Annotated in this window: 18 protein-coding genes and 1 tRNA gene; 9 read left to right on the top strand and 10 right to left on the bottom strand. The window is 65.2% G+C overall.

Features of this window, described 5'->3' with window-relative positions:
- The first annotated feature begins 468 nt into the window (after positions 1–468).
- The 3 genes from AYJ54_RS12400 to AYJ54_RS12390 all read left to right on the top strand — a co-directional run bounded on the left by AYJ54_RS12400 (position 469) and on the right by AYJ54_RS12390 (position 1,634).
- Positions 469–789 (top strand): hypothetical protein, encoded by a 321-nt coding sequence (locus AYJ54_RS12400; RefSeq protein WP_063699188.1) that lies wholly within the window; start codon positions 469–471, stop codon positions 787–789.
- On the top strand, positions 789–1,037 hold the full coding sequence (locus AYJ54_RS12395; RefSeq protein WP_063699187.1) for a hypothetical protein: 249 nt from the start codon (positions 789–791) through the stop codon (positions 1,035–1,037). The genes AYJ54_RS12400 and AYJ54_RS12395 overlap by 1 nt, the downstream gene beginning before the upstream one ends.
- A gap of 138 nt (positions 1,038–1,175) precedes the next feature.
- On the top strand, positions 1,176–1,634 hold the full coding sequence (locus AYJ54_RS12390; protein ID WP_136623644.1) for a hypothetical protein: 459 nt from the start codon (positions 1,176–1,178) through the stop codon (positions 1,632–1,634).
- A 43-nt stretch (positions 1,635–1,677) separates the two neighbouring features.
- Here the strand turns inward: AYJ54_RS12390 and AYJ54_RS12385 are convergent, their stop codons facing one another.
- The 6 genes from AYJ54_RS12385 to AYJ54_RS12355 all read right to left on the bottom strand — a co-directional run bounded on the left by AYJ54_RS12385 (position 1,678) and on the right by AYJ54_RS12355 (position 6,983).
- A complete protein-coding gene (locus AYJ54_RS12385; RefSeq protein WP_063699185.1) occupies positions 1,678–1,959 on the bottom strand; it encodes a hypothetical protein in 282 nt (93 codons plus the stop codon).
- On the bottom strand, positions 1,959–2,156 hold the full coding sequence (locus AYJ54_RS12380; RefSeq protein WP_063699184.1) for a hypothetical protein: 198 nt from the start codon (positions 2,154–2,156) through the stop codon (positions 1,959–1,961). The genes AYJ54_RS12385 and AYJ54_RS12380 overlap by 1 nt, the downstream gene beginning before the upstream one ends.
- Positions 2,153–2,419 carry a hypothetical protein gene (locus AYJ54_RS12375; protein ID WP_063699183.1) on the bottom strand — a complete coding sequence of 89 codons (267 nt, stop codon included), beginning with the start codon at positions 2,417–2,419 and terminating at the stop codon, positions 2,153–2,155. Before AYJ54_RS12375 ends, AYJ54_RS12380 begins: the two co-directional genes overlap by 4 nt.
- A gap of 678 nt (positions 2,420–3,097) precedes the next feature.
- A tRNA-Lys gene (locus AYJ54_RS12365) sits at positions 3,098–3,173 on the bottom strand.
- 332 nt (positions 3,174–3,505) lie between these two features.
- Entirely contained in the window at positions 3,506–6,175 is a 2,670-nt protein-coding gene (locus AYJ54_RS12360; RefSeq protein ID WP_063699181.1) for a glycosyltransferase, read from the bottom strand.
- A gap of 214 nt (positions 6,176–6,389) precedes the next feature.
- Entirely contained in the window at positions 6,390–6,983 is a 594-nt protein-coding gene (locus tag AYJ54_RS12355; RefSeq protein ID WP_063699180.1) for a hypothetical protein, read from the bottom strand.
- A gap of 334 nt (positions 6,984–7,317) precedes the next feature.
- Here AYJ54_RS12355 and AYJ54_RS12350 point away from each other — a divergent pair, with 334 nt between their 5' ends.
- On the top strand, positions 7,318–8,877 hold the full coding sequence (locus tag AYJ54_RS12350; RefSeq protein ID WP_063699179.1) for a glycoside hydrolase family 17 protein: 1,560 nt from the start codon (positions 7,318–7,320) through the stop codon (positions 8,875–8,877).
- Here AYJ54_RS12350 and AYJ54_RS12345 read toward each other — a convergent pair.
- Both AYJ54_RS12345 and AYJ54_RS12340 read right to left on the bottom strand, forming a co-directional pair.
- Positions 8,837–9,217 (bottom strand): hypothetical protein, encoded by a 381-nt coding sequence (locus tag AYJ54_RS12345; RefSeq protein ID WP_063699178.1) that lies wholly within the window; start codon positions 9,215–9,217, stop codon positions 8,837–8,839. The two genes, AYJ54_RS12350 and AYJ54_RS12345, sit on opposite strands and share 41 nt — an antisense overlap.
- Before the next feature lie 328 nt (positions 9,218–9,545).
- Positions 9,546–10,943: a hypothetical protein gene (locus tag AYJ54_RS12340; protein WP_063699177.1), complete on the bottom strand. Its 1,398-nt coding sequence runs from the start codon at positions 10,941–10,943 to the stop codon at positions 9,546–9,548.
- Positions 10,944–11,120: 177 nt separating this feature from the next.
- Here AYJ54_RS12340 and glmU point away from each other — a divergent pair, with 177 nt between their 5' ends.
- Entirely contained in the window at positions 11,121–12,476 is a 1,356-nt protein-coding gene (glmU, locus tag AYJ54_RS12335; RefSeq protein ID WP_063699268.1) for a bifunctional UDP-N-acetylglucosamine diphosphorylase/glucosamine-1-phosphate N-acetyltransferase GlmU, read from the top strand.
- A 6-nt stretch (positions 12,477–12,482) separates the two neighbouring features.
- Here the strand turns inward: glmU and AYJ54_RS12330 are convergent, their stop codons facing one another.
- Entirely contained in the window at positions 12,483–12,701 is a 219-nt protein-coding gene (locus AYJ54_RS12330) for a hypothetical protein (protein WP_063699267.1), read from the bottom strand.
- A 219-nt stretch (positions 12,702–12,920) separates the two neighbouring features.
- Between AYJ54_RS12330 and glmS the strand changes: the two genes are divergently transcribed.
- The 4 genes from glmS (at position 12,921) to AYJ54_RS12310 (ending at position 16,979) form a co-directional block, all read left to right on the top strand.
- Positions 12,921–14,747 carry a glutamine--fructose-6-phosphate transaminase (isomerizing) gene (gene glmS, locus AYJ54_RS12325; RefSeq protein WP_063699176.1) on the top strand — a complete coding sequence of 609 codons (1,827 nt, stop codon included), beginning with the start codon at positions 12,921–12,923 and terminating at the stop codon, positions 14,745–14,747.
- 92 nt (positions 14,748–14,839) lie between these two features.
- A complete protein-coding gene (locus AYJ54_RS12320; protein ID WP_063699175.1) occupies positions 14,840–15,622 on the top strand; it encodes a DUF502 domain-containing protein in 783 nt (260 codons plus the stop codon).
- A gap of 10 nt (positions 15,623–15,632) precedes the next feature.
- On the top strand, positions 15,633–16,070 hold the full coding sequence (locus AYJ54_RS12315; protein WP_063699174.1) for a rhodanese-like domain-containing protein: 438 nt from the start codon (positions 15,633–15,635) through the stop codon (positions 16,068–16,070).
- 54 nt (positions 16,071–16,124) lie between these two features.
- Complete coding sequence (locus tag AYJ54_RS12310; RefSeq protein ID WP_063699173.1) at positions 16,125–16,979, top strand: NAD(P)-dependent oxidoreductase; 855 nt, start codon at positions 16,125–16,127, stop codon at positions 16,977–16,979.
- A gap of 758 nt (positions 16,980–17,737) precedes the next feature.
- Here the strand turns inward: AYJ54_RS12310 and recG are convergent.
- Positions 17,738–19,846, bottom strand: a complete 2,109-nt coding sequence (gene recG / locus AYJ54_RS12305) for an ATP-dependent DNA helicase RecG (RefSeq protein ID WP_063699172.1) — start codon at positions 19,844–19,846, stop codon at positions 17,738–17,740.
- Positions 19,847–19,856: the final 10 nt, after the last annotated feature.

Here is a 19,856-nt window from a genome sequence, read left to right as displayed (position 1 = left end):
TCTGAACATCAAATGAAACTGATGGCTAAAACTTCCATAGGTTGTGACCAAATAGCAGCACTACGTATGGGATGGAAGGCGAAAAGCCCTCACGCAATGCGCAATCCACCGGGCAGTGGACGCGCCGAAGCGCCCCCTGAGGGGGTGGGTTTCTTATAGATTTCTCAATGCAAATCAGGTCTGATGCTCGACGGAGCTTGACAACTCCCGCCAAAGGCCTTGCCGGGCCTGTTTGGCACCAGGGCGATGGCAGGGCGATCCTTGCCGGGATCAACTTCGCCATCGATTAGGACGCGCTGGTTAGCCGCCAGCGTGAACGGCACGACTATGCCGGGAAGGCGGCGGCTATACAAGACCCTTCGGGGAAAGGCCGTCGCGCGCCGTCTCTGGCGGCGTTGTCAACTTCCCGGCGCCAGTGCTGTCCACTGGCACCCGGCCGTGACAAGCCGGCATATCCAGAGAACCATCATGTCCAACATCATCGACCTATCGGCGCGATTAGCGTCGCATTCTGCTGCCACCTGCCTGCCTCCCGAGAACATCAAGCCCATCGAATTTCCTGAGACCGGCCGCCAGCGCGCCGGCCGCAACCGCAATCCTCTGCGGCACCCCTGCCATAGGGTTTCCCACGCCGTGACGATTGCGGGAAAACTTCAGAGGGGCGAAGCGCTCCGGGCTGATCCCTACCTCGACGAGGGCGCCATACTCTGGAGAGGCGTAGAGGCCGCTCGCCTCCTTGTCGAGGAGCTATTCGAGCTCGCGGTGAAGCATGGTGGGAGCGTGGATTAATGAGCAAGGTCATCCAATTTCCCGCAGATGAACGCGCCTCCCCGTGGGACAAGCAGCAGGCAGAAGCGTTTCGCGAGCTGGAGGGTCCGCTGCTCGATTGTGTTCGAATGGCGGGGATCGCCTCACGGCTAATGTCGGATGTCGATGGCCTCGACGAGCAATTGGTTTTTGCCATCTTTCACACGAAGGACATGCTCGAGGACCTGCTCAGCACGTATATCGCCGGCTTCAAGGCGGGGCGCGAATGAAACGCCGGCGCCGATCGCACAGGAAGCGGACGCGGGCCCGGCTCGCGACGCACGCCCGCCGGCTGAAGCGGTAGTTATCCACAACCCCGGCGGTGCTGGCGTCTTGTTTCGGCGCCGCCGAGGATCAGGATCGGATCGATGGACCAGCGACGAATTTTAGCGCGCGAGAGGCGTGGAGCAGCCATTCACGAGGCCGGGCATCTAGTCGTGGCGCGCTGGGCTGGCGCGGAGATTGCGTCGGCGTGGATCTTGCCAAACGAGGACCCAGTGCCCGACGAGAAAACCTGGAGCGGCCGAGTTCAGATCGGCGGCGTTATCAATATCGATCCTCACCGCCGGCGTATGATTGGCGTGGCTGGTGCTGTCGCGGAGCACCTTTGGTTTGGCGGCTGGATCGAGAACTTTGATCCGGATGACTCGTCAATATCGGAGAGCGATTGGCACCTTGCCGGCAGCGAGCCCGGCCATTCCGACGATGCGCTTTGGAAGGCGGTCGAAAGCACCGGAAGGATGCTGCGGCTCGATGGACCGGTATGGCCGCGCGTGCTGCATGAGGCGCGCCGGCTCATTGTAGGAGCTCGCGGCTTCTTGGGCTGAAGGCGGTGAGAGAGCAGATGCGCGGGGCTTCGGTCTCGCGCTCTCATCTGATCAGCCGATAGGCCTTAACCGGCTTGCGCCGTGGCGCGACCTGCGGATTTGGCTTCCCGCGGTTCAGAGCTCGCATGAAGCCGATCCGCGCAAACATCGTCGGACCGCCCAGCTCTGCCACCAAGATCAGCGCCTCCATGGCGGCTTGCCATTCCGGCGCGTCGTGCATGACCTTGGGCAGGCCGGCGATATACTCGCCCGCATCCCGCAGCGTCTCGAGCTTGCGACCATCGGGCAGCGCGATCGGGTCGTCAAATCGCGCGGACCAGCCCATCAGTGCCGCCAGCCGTCCTTGTCGATGTCGACGCGAAAGCCCTTCGGCATGCGGGGAGGCTCACCTTCGGCCGGCACATTGCAGTGCGGGCACGGCGCGCCGGCGCCGCCACATGTGCAGGCGCGAGGACCGTCCCAGGGACGATCGGGATGGTTCTCACAGACCCAGCCGCAATCGTCGCACAGATCGCAGGTCATGACGCCAACAGATCCTCGCCGGGCTTCAGCAGTCGCACGTAGGTCCCGCTCTCGTGCAGTTCGAGCCAGCCGCGGTCGACGGCAAGTTTGATGCCGGCGCCGAACTCCGGGCCGCTGGCCTTCCACGTGTAGAGGAACGGCGCGTTGATTTTCTCGATGTGTATCCGGCCGTCTTGGACCGGCTCGATGGCGGCGGCGAGCTCGACCAGCTTGCGGGCCGCGGCTTCCGGGTTGGCGTAGGGGCGTTCGGTGGTGAGCTTCATCGGTATCCCATAGCGGCAAGCGGGGCGCCGTTCCAGTTGAAGTCCGGCCGGACGTCGGCGCGGTTGGGCGTATGTCGTCGGACAGGGCGAGGCATCCCGCGATCAAAGCGGCATCGTAAGCACCTCGCAAATTATCAATCCCTTGGGCTCCGTAACGCGCGCGAGCCGCTGCCCGTCGTGGGTGTGGAAAACAGCCTGACCAGAGAAACACAAAATCCACCGCGTGAAGGCATCACGGGTGGTGGGGCAGGTCGTCGCCGTGTCCTGCGGAGCAGGGGGCATCTGTCGGCCGTGTCCCTTCCGGGGAGCCTCGCATTCCAGCCTGGGAGCGTGTCCTTTCGGGGCCCATTGATCCAAGCACGATGACATTGGCAGCGGTCGCCAACCACAACAATGCACCGGTGGACTCTTGACGACGCGACGCCGACCGGAGTCTGATCGGCCGCATTGGGGTGGGGATCAGCACATGCTCAACGAACTCGCGCGCCTAGAGCGTATCTGCCTGAAACTGGCGGATGACAGCACCATGCCGGAGGAGCGCGCCGGATTGCAGATCCTCGCGAACAACTATCGCGCAGCGATCCTAGAGGCGCAGGCCGGCAATCGATTTGTAGACACAGTGCAGACACGCGGCTTTTTGAGCCGCCTTGTAATTTCCGCTAAGTCTTTGATTTTGCTTGGTGAGCGCGCTGGGGCTCGAACCCAGGACCCCGTGATTAAAAGTCACGTGCTCTACCGGCTGAGCTACGCGCTCCCATGGCCGCTGGATGGCGTCGCGAGATCGGTTGCCATCGTCTTCGGTCATTCGAGAAGCATGTCTTGCCGCAACGTCTGACTCGCGTCGCGGGGAAAACCGGCAGGCCCTTTCCGGATCATGCTCTCGGCCCGCGCTGTGTAGGGTGATGGGGCGCTGAGGTCAATAGCGCGGATGGCTGCCGAAGTTCGCGGTGGAAGCGGGGATTCGTCCAGCGTTTCCGTCGCTTAAGCCGAGATTTTCAACCCGATTGGCGGCCCGTCATCCACGCCGGACAGTGAGATGCCTCGCCGGCGCGGGGGCTTGCCCCGCGCCGCGGGCTGTCCGGCCCGTCAGTTCGCTTCTCGCCGCACCTCGTTCGGCACCGGCTGCGGCGTGCCAGCCGGCGTCGGCAGAGCGACGGGGCGCAGCCCGATCAGCTCGGCGGTGCGGATCGCGCTGTCGCGCCAGAACTGGAAGGAGTTGATGCGGCTGAGCTCGAGGATGGCGATCGCGACCGCAGCGAGGAACGGCAGGCTCTGCAGCACCAGGACGCCGGCGAAGATGTAGATCTCGGTGATCTGCCGATAGCTGTTGGAGGCGATCAGGACGCCGGCGCCGATCAGGAGCAGCGCGCCGATCACGGCCTCCCAGAACGCCTGGAACTCGATCGACATCCGCGACAGGCCGCCCTTGGAGGTGCGCGCAAAGGCGAGGTGCTCGGTGATCAGGCCTTGGGCGACCGCGCGCGACACCGTCCACTGCACGCTCATCGCCGCGATCATGGCACCCAGCATCTGGCCGGGCTTTACCGCGACGCGCAGGCGGTACATCGACAGGAAGTGCGCCAGCGAGACGACGAAGGCGGCGATGATCGGCAGCGTCAAAATCTTGTCGGGGATGGCGATGTCGGCAAAGGCGACGATCGGCACCCAGACGAGGTTGAGCAGCGCCACGACCACGCCGAGGCTTTCCGCGCCGAGCCAGTTCAGCCAGCCGAGGCCATATTCGCGCTTCTGGTCCGGCGTCAGCCGACTTCGGCCCGGCAGGAAGTGCCGCCAGTGCTTCTTCACGATCTGGAAGCCGCCATAGGCCCAGCGATGGCGCTGCTTCTTGAAGGCTTCATAGGTGTCGGGCAGCAGGCCCTGGCCGTAGCGGTGGTTGGTGTAGTGGGTGGTCCAGCCGAGCTCCTGGATGGCGAGGCCGAGATCGGAGTCCTCGCAGATGGTGTCGCTCGACCAGCCGCCGGCCATGTCCATCGCGGCGCGGCGGATCAGGCACATCGTGCCGTGCACGATGATGGCGTTGGCCTCGTTGCGCTGGACCATGCCGATGTCGAAGAACCCGGCATATTCGCCGTTCATGATGTAGTGCATGATCGACAGGTCGCCGTCGCGATGCTCCTGCGGCGCCTGCACGAGGCCGACGCGCGGGTCGGCGAAGGCCGGCACGAGGTCCTTCAGCCAGTCGGGATCGACGACATAGTCGGCATCGAGGATGCCGATGATCTCGGCATCCGCCGCGGTGCGGTCCATCGCGATGCGCAGCGCGCCGGCCTTGAAACCCTGCACCTTCTCGGCGTTGATGAACTTGAAGCGTTCACCGAGCGCGCGGCAGTGATCCTGGATCGGCTGCCAGAAGGCTGGGTCGGGCGTGTTGTTGATGATGACCACGCATTCGTAGTTCGGATAATTCAGCCGCGACAGCGCATCGAGCGTCTGCTTGAGCATCTCGACGGGCTCGAAATATGCGGGGATGTGGATCGAGACCTTCGGGAAATAGTTCTCGGGGACGTCGGCGATCGGCTTGCCCTTTAAGAGCAGCCGCTGCGGCGGTCGGCCGAAGGCGACCGCCGCAATTTCGTCGATGCGGGCCATCGCGATCAGCACAAGCGGAACCAGCAGGATCATGCCGAGCGTCAGCGCGAAGGCCGAGCCGAAGATAAAATAGTGCCCGTTCCAAAACGCGAACACGGTCGCCGCCCAGGCGCCGACGCCGTTGGCGGTTGCCGACAGCAGGAAGGCCTGCTTCGCGGTCGGCTGCTCCAGCCGCAGGATCGGCAGCGACAAGAGGATGCCGACCAGAAGCGCGATCGTCATCAGCTTCCAATAGTCAGGATTCTCCACCGGGCCGGTCCAGGCGAATTTCGGCTCGCGGCTGGCGTCGAGGATGCCCCAATAGGGACCGACGCCGCCTTCGAAGAATTTCCAGGGCTGATCGATCGCCTCGACGATGTTGTATTCCATGCCGAGGGCTTCGGCGCGGCTGACGAAGTTGCGCAGCGTCAGCGCCTGCTGGAACGGACCCGGATCGGCGTTGCGGAGGTTGTAGCCAGCGCTCGGCCAGCCGAACTCGGCGATCACGATGCGCTTGCCGGGGAACAGGTTGCGCAAGAGGTTGTAGCGGTCGACGGCCTGGTCGACGGCCTGGTCCGAGCGGAAGTTTTCCCAGTAGGGCAGGACGTGGGCGGCGATGAAGTCGACGTTGGAGGCAAGGTCCGGATTGTCGCGCCAGATGTTCCAGATCTCGCCGGTGGTGACGGGAACGCGGACCGCGCTCTTCACCCGCTTGATCATCTCGATGAGGTCTTCGACCTTCTGCTCGCCGCGGTAGATCACCTCGTTGCCGACGACGACGCCGATGACGTTGCTGTTCTTGCGGGCGAGCTCGATCGCGGCCTTGATCTCGCGCTCGTTGCGATCCTTGTCCTTGTCGATCCAGGCGCCAACGGTGACCTTGAGGCCGAACTCGGCCGCGATCGGCGGCACCAGCTCCACGCCGCCGGTGGATGAATAGAGGCGGATCGCACGCGTCATCGTCGACAGCGTCTTCATGTCGGCGCGGATCTGCTCGATCGTGGGAATGTTGTCGACGTCGGGATGGCCCGAGCCCGCGAACGGCGCGTAGGAGACGCTGGGCAGGAGGCCCTTGAAATCCGGTGCGGGTTCCTTGTCGCGCAAGACTCCCCAGATGCCAGCGTGGAGCACGGACACGAGCAACAGAACGGCGGCGACAACGCGCATCGCGGCTAAACCAAACGGGGCTGAGGTGGCAGGGAAGCGGATCCGACCCCGAGATCCGACCAAGTCCGCGGCAAATGGAGAATACCTCCGCCGCGCCTTTTCACAACTGTCATGGCCTCATGTCCTTATGAGGGCATGGCCTTTTCCAAATGCGCGGCAGTGCCAGCCGTTGCTATCGCCGATCGTTTCTGAACGAAGGCTGAAACGATCGCGGCTATTTTTGCGGCGCGGGCGAGGGGCTGGCCGCGGGCGAAGGGCTCGTTGCCGGCTGCGGCTGCGCGGCGGGGGTCGTCGGCGCCGCAGGCTGCGAGGCTGCGGCCGCCGCCTGCTGCGGCTGGGCCGCCGGGTTGATCCAGCAGGCGTGCACACGGCTGTCCAGGGTCTCGGCGACCTTGGGATCGATCTGGCCGCCGAAGCGGGTCAGGCAGCGGAAGGCCGCCTGGATGTGGCCGCCGGGGCAGCCGAAGCGATCATACAGATCGAGGTGACGGAACGCGGTATCGAGGTCATCCCGCCACATCAGCCGCACCACGCGCCGGCCGAGCCAGACGCATTCGGGGTTGCCGGCCGGACCGTTGATGGCCTGCGCAGCCTCCGCGAACTCGTCGGTGCGGCGCTGGTTCTGGGTTGCCGCGTCCTTGGCGGCGTCGGCGGGCTGGGCCGCTGCCGGCTTGCCCTGGTCCTGGGGGGCGCCGCTCTGCGCGGACGCGCCACCGATACCGACCAGGATGACAAGGGAGGAGACGGCCAAGGTGGCGGCGAACTGCCGCAGGACCGCATTTCGTAACTCGAGCACCCGTCGCCGCATGAATTCCCCAATTTCTCCACTGACCGTCCGCATTCACGACCGTCGCGGACGCGCGGTGTGATGGCGTCCAAATGGGTCTCCAATGCGGCGGAAAAATCCCGCCGAGTCCCATGACCTGTATTTGGATTTTTGTCCAGCAAAGTCACGCGCCTAGGCCCCGGTCGAACGGCCGCAGGCTAATTTGCCGGGGAGAGCGTGGCACCACCCCATACCACCCCCCCTTGGCAGACGGCGTGCGAGCAGGTAATCGACGGGCCCTTCGCGGAGGACGGAACCGATTTCTCTTCGTACGCCACTGGCGCTTCTGCTTGTTTCCCTGGGTGCGATTGCTGCCGTGTGGTGGTGGCTGGCGACGCCAATCACGCTTGCGCGCGCGCCCATCGATCCCGCCGACAAGCTGCAATGCGTTTCCTATGCGCCATTCCGCGGCGATCAGACGCCGCTGAACGAATGGACTCATATCGAGGCCGACCAGATCGAGCAGGACCTGCGGCAGCTCAAGGAGATCACCGACTGCGTCCGCACCTATTCGATCGAGAACGGGCTCGATCAGGTGCCGGCGGTCGCAACCAAGGTCGGCGGGCTGAAGGTGATCCAGGGCATCTGGCTCGGCAGCAACCGCGCCAAGAACTTTGCGCAAGTGGCGACCGCCATCCGCCTCACCAAGGAATTCCCCGACACCATCTCCTCGCTCGTCGTCGGGAACGAGGTGCTGCTGCGGGGCGAGATGACGACGGCCGATCTGATCGCCATCATCCGTTCGGTGAAGGCGCAGGTCAGCGTGCCCGTCACCTATGCCGACGTCTGGGAATACTGGCTGAAGAACCGCGACGTCTATGACGCCGTCGACTTCGTCACGATCCACATCCTGCCCTATTGGGAAGACATGCCGGTGCGCGCGAAATTCGCCGCGAGCCACGTCGAATCGATCCGCGAGCGGATGGCGGTTGCGTTCCCCGGCAAGGAGATCCTGATCGGCGAGACCGGCTGGCCGAGCGAGGGCCGCATGCGCGATGGCGCGCTGCCGTCGCGCACCAACCAGGCGCGCGTGGTCTCGGAGATCCTCGGTCTTGCGAAGGCGCAGAAGTTTCGCGTCAACCTGATCGAGGCCTATGACCAGCCCTGGAAGCGCCGGCTCGAAGGCACCGTCGGCGGCTATTGGGGCCTGTTCGATTCCGTGCGCCGGCAGCTGAAATATCCGCCCGGCCGGCCGATCAGCAATTTTCCGTACTGGAAATGGTACATGGGCGCCGGCATGGCCCTCAGCGTGCTGGTGTTCGCGGTCGCCGGCATCACGCTGCGGCGGCGGCCCTGGACGCCGCGCTTCTCGGCCTGGCTCGGCGTCGGCATCTCGGCGACGTCAGCGGGCATCCTGCTCGGGATCGGCGCCGACAAGATGTATTATGAGAGCTACGGCTGGGGCGGCTGGCTGCAATGGGGCACGCTGCTCGCCGCCGGAATCCTGTCGCCGATCTTCTGCGCGCAGGCGCTGGTGATCGGCCGCAGCCTGCCGACGTTCCTCGATATTCTCGGTCCGCGCGAAGAGCGGAAATGGTCGAAGCTCACCGCCGTGCTCGGCCTGACGCTGGCGGTGACTGCGGTGATCGCGACCGAGACCGCGCTCGGCTTCGTGTTCGATCCGCGCTACCGCGACTTCCCCTATGCCTCGCTGACGATGGCGGTGGTGCCGTTCGCGCTTTTGATGCTGAACCGGCCGCAGATCGGCGTGCGTCCGATCGCGGAGTCCGTGTTTGCCGGACTCCTGACGCTGTCGGCGGCCTACGTCCTGCTCAATGAAGGCCGCGACAACTGGCAGTCGCTGTGGACCTGCGCGATCTATCTGTTGTTCGCGCTCACGCTGTGGCGGGCGCGGGCCGCGCAAAGCCAAGAATGAGCAGGCCGATCGCCAGTCCCGACAGGACGATGTTGTAGAGCACGATGCCAAGGCCCGCGGCGATCACGCCGAGGGTCAGGAGCACGATCGAAGGCCGCATCAGGTTCAGCGTCGCGATCACCAGCGCGACGATGCCGAACACCGAATTCTTGAACAGCGAGGTCGAGACCGCGCGCGCCTTGCAGATCGTGGTCTGCAGGCCGGCGTCGCACGCGAGCGCCACCTGCGAGAACTCGATCGCGAGATAGCGGACATAGAGCGCCCAGCCGACGGTGACGAAGCCGACGACGAGCAGGAACTGGACCTGATACGGCGTCAGGCGAAAGGGCTTTTTCTTCATGGGGCCAATATGGTCGGGAAGGAGGGGGCGGGCAACAGGGCAGGTGAAGTTTTCTGACGCGCCCGGCGCCAACTAGGTCGTTCATTCTCCAGTGACGAGGCGCAGATCCTACTGTTGATTAAGGGCGATATTCGGACGTCACCTTGCGTTCACTCCCTTCAGGGATGCGCGCTTAGGAAGACGCAGGCTTATACACTTCCTCAGGGAAAGGGCGGTATTGCAACGGTTGCGTGATCAACTTCCTAGCTCGACAGTGCTGATTACCACGCGTCGGTCAGAATCTGACGTGAGCCCAAGAACGCTGTAGATGCGGTAACTGCGGGGCACTCTACCGCCTGAAGAACGACGACAGCGTCGATCCCGTAGAAGCCGTCTCCGGCTTGGCCGGAGCGGGCGGCGGCGCAGGTGCTGGTGGTGGCTCCTCGCGCTTCGTGCGCTTGGAGGAGTAGCTGCGCCGGTGCTGCGGTTTTTCAGGCTTGGCGCTGGGAGCGGGCGGCGTCTCGGCCTGGGTCGCTGCGTCCTGATCCTTGCCCTTCTCGGAACTCTTGTCTTGTCCCTTGTCTTGCGCCTTCTCCTGTCCTTTCTCTTGCCCCTTGTCCGAGCCGCCGCGCATCGACAGACGCTGGCCGTCGAACACGGCGGTCTCGCAGTGGCGGTCGTTCTCGGTTAGGCCAGCGCAGAGCTTTGCCGCGGCCGCGGCATTGATCAGTGGACCGGCGGCGAGGCGCAGCTGCATGCCGAGCCCGTTGCTGCCTTCCTTGATCATGATGATCGGCCGGAGCGTTGCGATCTCCGGGTTGGACTTGGTCAGGCTGCGCCAGAGAGTGCGCAGGCCGTCGATCGAGTTTGCGCCACCGAGATCGATCGCAAAGCGCGTCTGCTGAACCGCGATCGCAGGAGCCTCGCTCTCGGCCGCCTCCGGCGGTTTCGCCGGTGCTGCTGCGACTTCCGTGGGAGCGGGCGCCGGGTCTGGCTTCTTCTCGGCCGCATCAGGCTGAATCAATTTCGAAGCGGCCTGATCAGGCGGCGCCATGATCGACTTCGAAGTGACCAGGGGAAGGGCCGCTAGTGCCGAAGGCGCGGGCGGTGACTGCGGCACGAGGGAGGCGGCTGCCGCGGTCTGCGGCGGCAGGCCCGGCTGATCCTTTGCAGCCTCTTTCGACGTTTCCTTCGCCTCCTTGTCCTTCGCCTCCTTGGCCGCGTCCGCGCGCGGCTTGTCGCCCGACGGTGCTGCCGTCGAGGCGACCGGCCCGACGCTGGGCGCTGTGGGCGCCGGCTGCACGGCCGGCACGTCCTGCGGCTTTGCGGTCGAGGCCTGCGGCGGCGTGGCGGGCGCGTTCTGCTTGGAGATGGCGCCGGTGATGGAGTCGAGGCCTTGCTCCAGCACCGTGACGCGTGCGTAGAGGCGGTCGCGATCGGTGTTCAGCGTCTCGATGGCGGAGGCGAGTTTGCGGGCCTCGCCCTGGCTCTCCCGGGTCAGCATTTGGAGGCGGTCGGCCTGGCGTACGAGATCGGTGGCCGCGACCTGGTCGCGCCGCCACCCGAGCTGCGCCTGGTTGGCCATCACGGCGACGACCACGGCGCCCACGGCCGCCACGCCCCAGGAGCCCAGCCGCCACATCATGCGGCGGTCAAATGCGCTCTCCTCGGCCAGCAATCCGGAGAAAAGCCCGCCGGTTTCCTTGGTGTCGAAGGCACCGGCCAGTCGGTCGGAATCCTTTGCCATGAACTTATAAGTGCCCAGCCCCGTCGAGCATCCCCGAATCAATCAGGGAACATTAACAGGAAAAGCGTCCTGCACTTGAATTCCGGGCGTTTACGAGGGTAGCAAAGCGCCGCTATGACGGCGTCGGCCTGCTGGCGGCCGCCAATGATCGATTCGGCCGTATGTGACAGGATTGCAATGACTGCCCGCTCAAGCCTCACGATCGTGCTCGCCGCCGGTGAAGGCACGCGCATGCGATCGAGCCTGCCGAAGGTTTTGCATCCCGTCGCGGGCCAGACGCTGCTCTCCCATGTGCTCGCCGCCGCGCCGCATGGAACCGGGACCTCGCTCGCGGTCGTGGTCGGTCCCGACCATCAGGCGGTCGCCGATGAAGCCAGGCGGATCTGTCCCGGGGCGCTCACCTTCGTGCAGGCCGAACGGCTCGGCACCGCGCATGCGGTGCTGGCGGCGCGCGAGGCGATCGCGCGCGGCGTGGACGATCTCCTGATCGCGTTCGGTGACACCCCGCTGATTTCCGCCGAGACGTTTGCGCGGCTGCGCGCGCCGCTCGCCAAGGGCGCGGCGCTCACCGCGCTCGGCTTTCGCGCCGCCGACCCCACCGGCTACGGCCGCTTCATTGTCGAGGGCGACCATCTGGTCGCGATCCGCGAGCAGGCCGATGCCAGCGCCGAGGAACGCAGGATCACGCTGTGCAATGCCGGCGTGATGGCGCTCGACGGGCGCCGCGCGCTCAAAATCCTCGACAGGATCGGCAATGCGAACTCGAAGGGCGAATATTATCTCACGGATGCGGTCGGCATCGTCCGCGAACAGGGATGGGAGGCCATGGTGATCGAGACCAGCGAAGACGAAGTGCGCGGCATCAACACCAAGGCGCAGCTCGCCGAGGCCGAAGCCGTCATGCAGGCGCGGCTGCGCAAGGCGGCGATGGAGGCCGGCGTCACGCTGATTGCGCCGGAGACCGTCTATCTCGCCGCCGATACCGTCTTCGGCAAGGACGTGACGATCGAGCCGTTCGTGGTGATCGGTCCGGGCGTGTCGATCGCCGACGGCACCGTGATCCATTCCTTCTCGCACATCGTGCAGACCTCGCTCGGCAAGAACGTCTCCATCGGCCCCTATGCTCGCTTAAGGCCTGGAACCTCGCTCGGTGACGGCGCGCGCATCGGCAATTTCGTCGAGACCAAGGCCGCGACGCTCGAGGCCGGCGTCAAGGTCAACCATCTCTCCTACATCGGGGACGCCACCATCGGCGCCAATTCCAACATCGGCGCCGGTACCATCACCTGCAACTACGACGGCTTCAAGAAGCACAAGACGATCATCGGGCAGGGCGCCTTCGTCGGCACCAATTCGTCGCTGGTCGCCCCGGTGAAAATCGGCAACGGCGCCTATATCGGCTCGGGCTCGGTGATCACGCGCGACGTGCCCGACGACGCGATGGCGCTGGAGCGCAGCCAGCAGACCATCCGGGAAGGCGGCGCGGCGCGCTATCGCGAGATGAAGACGGGCGGGAAGAAGCCGGAGAAGTGACCGGCGCTATTCGTCGTCGGCAAATTCCGAGAAGATGGCGCGGGTCAGGCGCCAGCCGCGCGGCTTGGCGCGCTTCACCGGCTCGCCCGCCGGGTGCTTCACGAAGACGGGCTTGCTTTCCTTGCCGCGCTGGGGCGGCGGCCAGTGCGCCAGATGCGTGCCAGTGGTCTCGCTGGCGCGCAGATACATCGATGACAGACCTTTGCGGTCGGATGATCCCTTCATGGCCATATCTCCCGGGCGGGAATCGTTGGCCAAATGTATTGACAGCGAGTTAACGTGCAGGGTTAAAGGCCGGTCAGTTCGACGCACGTTAGGGCTACCACCATTTGGCGCTGTCGCAATCCGCAATAATTGTTGAGTATCGCGTTCGTTGCGAGTTTCGATAAAAATCGAACAGGTCGTTTTGACGATTTTTCGGCGATTTGGGGGATATTGATCCGCATGTGCGGGATTGTCGGCATTCTCGGGCGCGAACCGGTTGCGGAGCAACTGGTGGATTCGCTCAAACGTCTTGAATATCGCGGCTACGACTCTGCGGGTGTTGCTACGCTCGAAGGCAGCCATCTCGAGCGCCGCCGCGCCGAAGGCAAGCTGAAGAACCTGGAGAAGCGGCTCTACGCCGAGCCTCTGAAGGGCACCACCGGCATCGGCCACACGCGCTGGGCCACGCACGGCAAGCCGACCGAGCACAATGCGCATCCTCACGCGACCGAGCGTGTCGCGGTGGTCCACAACGGCATCATCGAGAATTTCCGCGAGCTGCGCGAGGAGCTCGAGAGCAAGGGCACAGAGTTCCACACCGAGACCGATACCGAGATCGTGCTGCATCTCGTCGACGACCTGCTCAAGCGCGGCAACAAGCCGGTCGAGGCGGTGAAGCTGACGCTGGCGCGGCTGCGCGGCGCCTTCGCGCTCGGCTTCATCTTCGCCGGCGAGGGCGACCTCATGATCGGCGCCCGCAACGGGCCGCCGCTCGCGATCGGCTATGGCGACGGCGAGATGTATCTCGGCTCCGACGCCATCGCGCTCGGCCCGTTCACCGACACGATCAGCTATCTCGATGACGGCGACTGGGTGGTCCTGACCCGCAAGGACGCCACGATCTTCGACAAGGACGGCAATGCCGTCCAGCGCGAGAAGATCAAGCACGCTGCCTCGACGTCGCTGGTCGACAAAGCCAACTACCGCCATTTCATGGCGAAGGAGATCCACGAGCAGCCGGAAGTGGTCGGTCATACGCTGGCGCGCTACATCGACATGGCGACGGAGTGCGTGTCGCTGCCGGTCAAGCTGCCGTTCGACTTCAGCACCGTCCAGCGCGTCACGATCACGGCCTGCGGCACGGCGAGCTACGCCGGCTACGTGGCAAAGTACTGGTTCGAGCGCTTTGCGCGCCTGCCGGTCGAGGTCGATGTCGCCTCCGAATTCCGCTATCGCGAGTCGCCCTTGCGCAATGGCGACCTCGCCATCTTCATTTCGCAATCCGGCGAGACCGCCGACACGCTGGCCGCGCTGCGCTACGCCAAGGCCGCGGGCGTGCATACCGTCGCCGTCGTCAACGTGCCGACCTCGACCATCGCGCGCGAGAGCGAGACCGTCTTGCAGACGCTCGCCGGGCCCGAGATCGGCGTCGCCTCGACCAAGGCCTTCACCTGCCAGCTCATGGTGCTCGCAGCGCTCGCGGTCGCCGCCGGCAAGGCGCGCGGTGAACTGTCCGAGGCCGACGAGATCAAGCTCGTGCACGGCCTCGTCGAAGTCCCGCGCCTGATGGCGGACGCGCTCACCACCGAGCCGCAGATCGAGAAGCTCGCGCGCGAGATCGCGAAGTCGCGCGACGTGCTCTATCTCGGCCGCGGCACCAGCTTTCCGCTGGCGCTCGAGGGCGCGCTGAAGCTGAAGGAGATCTCCTACATTCACGCCGAGGGCTATGCCGCCGGTGAGCTCAAGCACGGGCCGATCGCGCTGATCGACGAGAACGTGCCGGTGGTGGTGATTGCGCCGCATGACCGCGTGTTCGAAAAGACCGTCTCGAACATGCAGGAGGTGGCCGCCCGCGGCGGCAACATCATCCTGATGACTGACGCCAGGGGCGCCGCCGAGGCGACGGTCGATTCTCTCGTCACCATCGTCATGCCGGATATGGCGGCGGCGTTCACGCCGATGGTCTATGCCGTCCCCGTGCAGTTGCTCGCCTACCATACGGCGGTGGTGATGGGCACCGACGTCGACCAGCCGCGCAACCTCGCCAAGTCCGTGACCGTGGAATAAGACATAAGGGATCAGGTCGCCGCCTGCTTCGTGGTCTTCCAAAACCTGCTAGAAGACCCTAGCTTGAATGCAGCGACTGACCTGGAACCCGAATGACCGCCCGCGACGACGCGTCTCCGCCTGCGCCTCTGCCCGATCCTGCCCCGGAACCGCATACCGGCCTGATGGGCCGTTTCCGCAACTATTTCCTCACCGGCCTCGTGGTGACGGGGCCGATTGCGATCACGCTTTACCTGGTCTGGTGGTTCGTCACCTGGGTCGATGGCGTGGTGCGGCCGTTCGTGCCACTCGCCTATCGGCCGGAAACCTATTTGCCCTACGGCGTCCCCGGCTGGGGACTGATTGTCGCATTTTTCACGTTGACGCTTGTCGGCTTCCTCGCCGCCAACCTGATCGGCCGGACGCTGGTCGATGTCGGCGAGACCTTTCTCGGCCGGATCCCGGCCGTTCGCGCCATCTACCGCGGCTTGAAGCAGGTCTTCGAAACGCTGTTCTCGGGCAAGGGCTCGAGCTTCCGCAAGGTCGGCCTGGTCGAGTTTCCATCGCCGGGCATGTGGTCGATCGTGCTGATCTCGCAATCGCCGAGCGAGGACATCGCGCGCAGCCTGCCGGGGCAGGAGGAGCACGTCTCGGTATTCCTGCCGTGCTCGCCGAACCCGACCACCGGTTTCTTCTTCTACGTGCCGAAGAGCAAGATCATCGAGGTCGAGCTGAGCGCCGAGGACGCGGCGACGCTGATCATGTCGGCCGGCGTGGTGCAGCCGGGCTCGGCGCCCGATCCGAAGAAGGCGGCGGCGCTCGCCGGCGTGGCGAATGCGGCGCGCATCGCCAATGCTTCCGCCAAGCTCCAGCCCGAGCCTGCGAAGGTCGAGTGAGCGGCAACCCATGACCGACGAAAAGACGTTCCGCGATAGGGTGCATGAGGCTCGCGAGGGCGGCGTTCGCATGCTTACACCGGGCGAAGCCAAGGAGTTGCTCGACCACGGTGGCGTCACCGTCATCGATGTCGGCGAAGAATGGCAGTTGCTTGAGCGCGGCACGTTGCCCGGCGCGCGTAACGTCACCCGCGGCGAACTCGAGATCAAAGCCGATACGAAGGAAGAGCGCCGCGATCTCGCCTTGCGGGACCGGCACCAGAAGATCCTCCTGACCTGCGGTGGAGGCGGCAAGACAACGCTGTCGGCGGCCGCGTTGCAGGAGATGGGATTTACCGACGTGTCCGTGCTTCAGGGCGGATGCCGCGGCTGGCAGAAGGCCGGCTATGCGCTGGAGCCGTATCCAGGTCCGGACAGCGCCACTACCGCGCGGGACACCAGCAAGTAGAATCCGCGGCCGACGGTTGGCCTTGCTGTGGCCGGAACCCGATCGGAGCCGACGATGACAACCACGATTGCAATCCTTGCACCGGGCGCCATGGGCAGCGCGGTGGCCCGACGCCTGAGCGAGCATGGCGCGCGCGTGCTGACGTCCCTGAAGGGACGGAGCGAAGCCACGCTGAAACGGGCGGCGGATGCAGGCATGGTCGGCACCGACGATGATGCGATCGCGGACGCCGACATCATTCTCTCGATCGTGCCCCCGGGCGAGGCGGTGGCGCTGGCGGAGCGTCTGGCAGGGTTGATCGTCAGGCGCGAGAAGAAGCCGGTCGTCGTCGACTGCAATGCCGTCAATGTCGACACCGTGCTCCGGATCGAGGAGATCATCGGCTCGGCGCAGGCGCCGTTCGTCGATGCCGGCATCATCGGCTTCCCGCCGCAGCCCGGCGGCAAGAGCCCGGCGTTCTATATGTCCGGCGAGCACGCGAAGGACGTCGCGGTGCTGAAACAGCTCGGGCTCGACCTGCGGATCGTCGAGGGACCGGTCGGTGCAGCCTCCGCGCTGAAGATGTCGTACGCCGGCATCGTCAAGGGCCTTGCCGGCATCGGCTCGGCCATGGTGCTCGCAGCGACGAAGGCGGGCGCGGCCGATGCGCTCCGCGACGAGCTCGCGCTGAGCCAGCCCGCAATTTTGGCTCGGCTCGAGGTCGCGCTGCCGGACATGATCCCGAAGGCCTATCGCTGGGTCGCGGAGATGCGGGAGATCTCAGGCTTTCTTGGGCCCGATCATCCGGCGAGCCAGATCTACGAGGGATTTGCGCGCTGGTTCGAGCATCTTGCCGAGGATGCCAAAGGCGAGGCGGCGGATGCCGCGCTGATGAAGGCGTTCGCGGCGAGTGTCCAAAAGAAGGTCTAGATTGTACCTGCAAGCCCGATGCGCTCGTGAAGGCTCGGCGCTCTGCGGCGGGAAAACCGACAGCGCGGGCATTGCGCCGGCCACGGATTAGCGTGCATTCGTCCATTGGCGCCAATGGGTCGGCTGAATGTCGGCGTGGGTTTTGCCCCACCGGTCGACCCAATTGGATCCATCCTTGTGACAAGGAAAAGGAAGCGAATGGACAATACCATCAAAGTCCAGCGCGCAGATTTCGAGATCTCCGTCTGACGGAGCTGTCGAAGCTGACTGCCATTCGGTGGAAACGAACTGCATAATCTACCTCCAGCAGGGATGCGGGGATAGTTCCAATGTACGCTCGGCGATCCGATGAATGCCGCCCCTCCGAAGCAGCACCTGCTTCGCCTCGCTTACCGCAATGCCTCACCATAGCACGAGTGATCCGTCCTTGAATGTGAACCAGTTCGCAACAAAGCAGGGCAAACCGTACACTTCATTGGGGCAATTGCATTGTCCTTGCTTCGGGCGCCTATGACACCTCCGGACGCACGATCACCGCTTGCAAGTGAGTCCGTCTCGGCTGCCGCCGGTTCACGAATTGGGCGTGAGGCCGAATGTCGCGAAACGCCAGGCCACGCTTGAGCATGCTCTGCGGCCGAGACTTTCAACTCGTCATGCGCGAGTTTGACCGGCGCATCTATCAAAGATGCATGCCAAGAAGAGTTGCTTCGGGTGACGGATTGCCGGGTCAGGCCCGGCAATGATGGGACCACGTCGCTTCAGCCCGCTCCAATCAGCGGAATCGCCTCGTCCCGCTCATACAGATACAGCAGGCAGCGCAGCGCTTCGCCGCGCTCGCCCTTCAGCTTAGGATCGTCCTTCAAGATGCGCAGTGCCTCGTCGCGGGCCTGCGTGATGAGCTGGCCGTGAACTTCCGGGCGCGCGATGCGGTAGCCGGGCAGGCCGCTCTGGCGCACGCCCAGCACGTCGCCTTCGCCGCGCAGCTTCAGATCCTCCTCGGCGATACGGAAGCCGTCGGTGGTCTCGCGGATCACCTTCAGCCGCGCCTTCGACATCTCGCCGAGCGGCTCTGAGTAGAGCAGGAGGCAGGTCGAGGCTTCCGAGCCGCGTCCGATGCGGCCGCGCAGCTGATGCAGCTGCGCAAGGCCAAAGCGCTCGGCGTTCTCGATCACCATGATGGTCGCGGCCGGCACGTCGACGCCGACCTCGACCACTGTGGTCGCGACAAGAAGCCCGATCTCGTGGGCGGCGAACTGCGCCATCACGCGGTCCTTCTCAGTGCCCTTCATCTGGCCGTGGACGAGGCCGACGCGGTCGCCGAAGCGCTTCTGCAAGCTCTCGAAACGTTTCGTTGCGTTGGTGAGGTGCTCGGTGCCTTCGGCCTCGGATTCCTCGACCAACGGACAGATCCAGTAGACCAGCTTGCCGGCGGAAAGCGCGCGGCCGACGCCGTCCATGACCTCCTCGATCCGGCTCATCGGCACCGCGCGGGTGTCGATCGGCTGGCGGCCGGCGGGTTTCTCGCGCAGCTCAGAGATGTCCATGTCGCCGAAATAGGTCAGCACCAGCGTGCGCGGGATCGGCGTTGCGCTCAGCACCAGCACGTCGACGGCATCGCCCTTCGAGGTCAGCGCCAGCCGCTCGCGCACGCCGAAGCGATGCTGCTCGTCGACGACGGCAAGCGCGAGGTCCTTGAAGATCACATCGTCCTGGATCAGCGCATGGGTGCCGACGAGGAGGTCGATCTCGCCCTCGGCAAGCCGCGTGATGATCTCGCGCCGTTCCTTGCCCTTTTCGCGGCCGGTGAGGATCGTGACCCGCAGGCCGGCGCGCTCGGCGAGCGGCGCAATGGTCTTGATGTGCTGGCGCGCCAGGATTTCGGTCGGCGCCATCAGCGCGGCCTGCTTGCCGACTTCGGCGACGGCGGCGGCAGCGAGCAGCGCCACCACGGTCTTGCCGGAGCCGACATCGCCCTGAAGCAGGCGCAGCATGCGCACCGGTTGTTTCAGATCGTCCGCGATGGCAGCTGCCGCGTTGCGCTGGGAGGGCGTCAGCGCATAGGGCAGGGCGTCGATGATCTTGTTGCGCAAGTGTCCGTCGCCGGCATTGCGAACGCCGGCGGGCCTGCGCAACTGCGCGCGGATCAGCGCGAGCGCCAGTTGCCCGGCCAGGAGCTCGTCGAAGGCGAGGCGCGACCAGTAGGGTTTTTCGGGCAGGATGTCCGTGAGCTCGACCGGTTGGTGCACGCGGGTGAGCGCCTCGGCGATCGGCGGGAAGTTGCAGCGGCGCAGCACTTCCGGGCTGATCCATTCCGGCAGGCCCGGCAGCTTTTGCAGCGCCTGGGCGATCGCGCGCCGCAGCGAGCCGAGCGCAAGTCCCTCCGTCAGCGGATAGACGGGATCGATGCCGGAGAGCTTTGAAATGGCCTCCTCGTCCAGCACGCGGTCGGGATGCACGATCTGTGGGGTGCCGTCATACATCTGCAGCGTGCCGGAGACGTAGCGTTTGGCGCCCATTGGCAGCAGCTTCTCGACATAGCCGGGCTTGGCGCGGAAGAAGGTCAGCACGACGTCGCCGGTGTCGTCGCTGGCGTAGACCAGATAGGGCGCGCGGGAATTGCGCGGCGGGGGCGGGCGGTGGCGGTCGACCGTTACCTCCAGCGTCACCACGGTTCCCGGCACGGCGTCGCGGACCTTCGGCCGCGCGCGGCGGTCGATCACGTTGCTCGGCAGGTGCAGGAGCAGGTCGACCAGCCGCGGCGTCTCATCGCGGCTGAGCAGGTAGCGCAGCAGCTTGTCCTGCTTCGGGCCGACGCCGGGCAGGCTGGTCACGGGAGCAAACAACGGGTTGAGCAGGCTAGGGCGCATCAGGCGAATC

It is taken from the genome of Bradyrhizobium centrolobii, from assembly GCF_001641635.1.
Taxonomy (GTDB): domain Bacteria; phylum Pseudomonadota; class Alphaproteobacteria; order Rhizobiales; family Xanthobacteraceae; genus Bradyrhizobium; species Bradyrhizobium centrolobii.
This window is presented reverse-complemented; position numbering and strand designations above follow the sequence as displayed.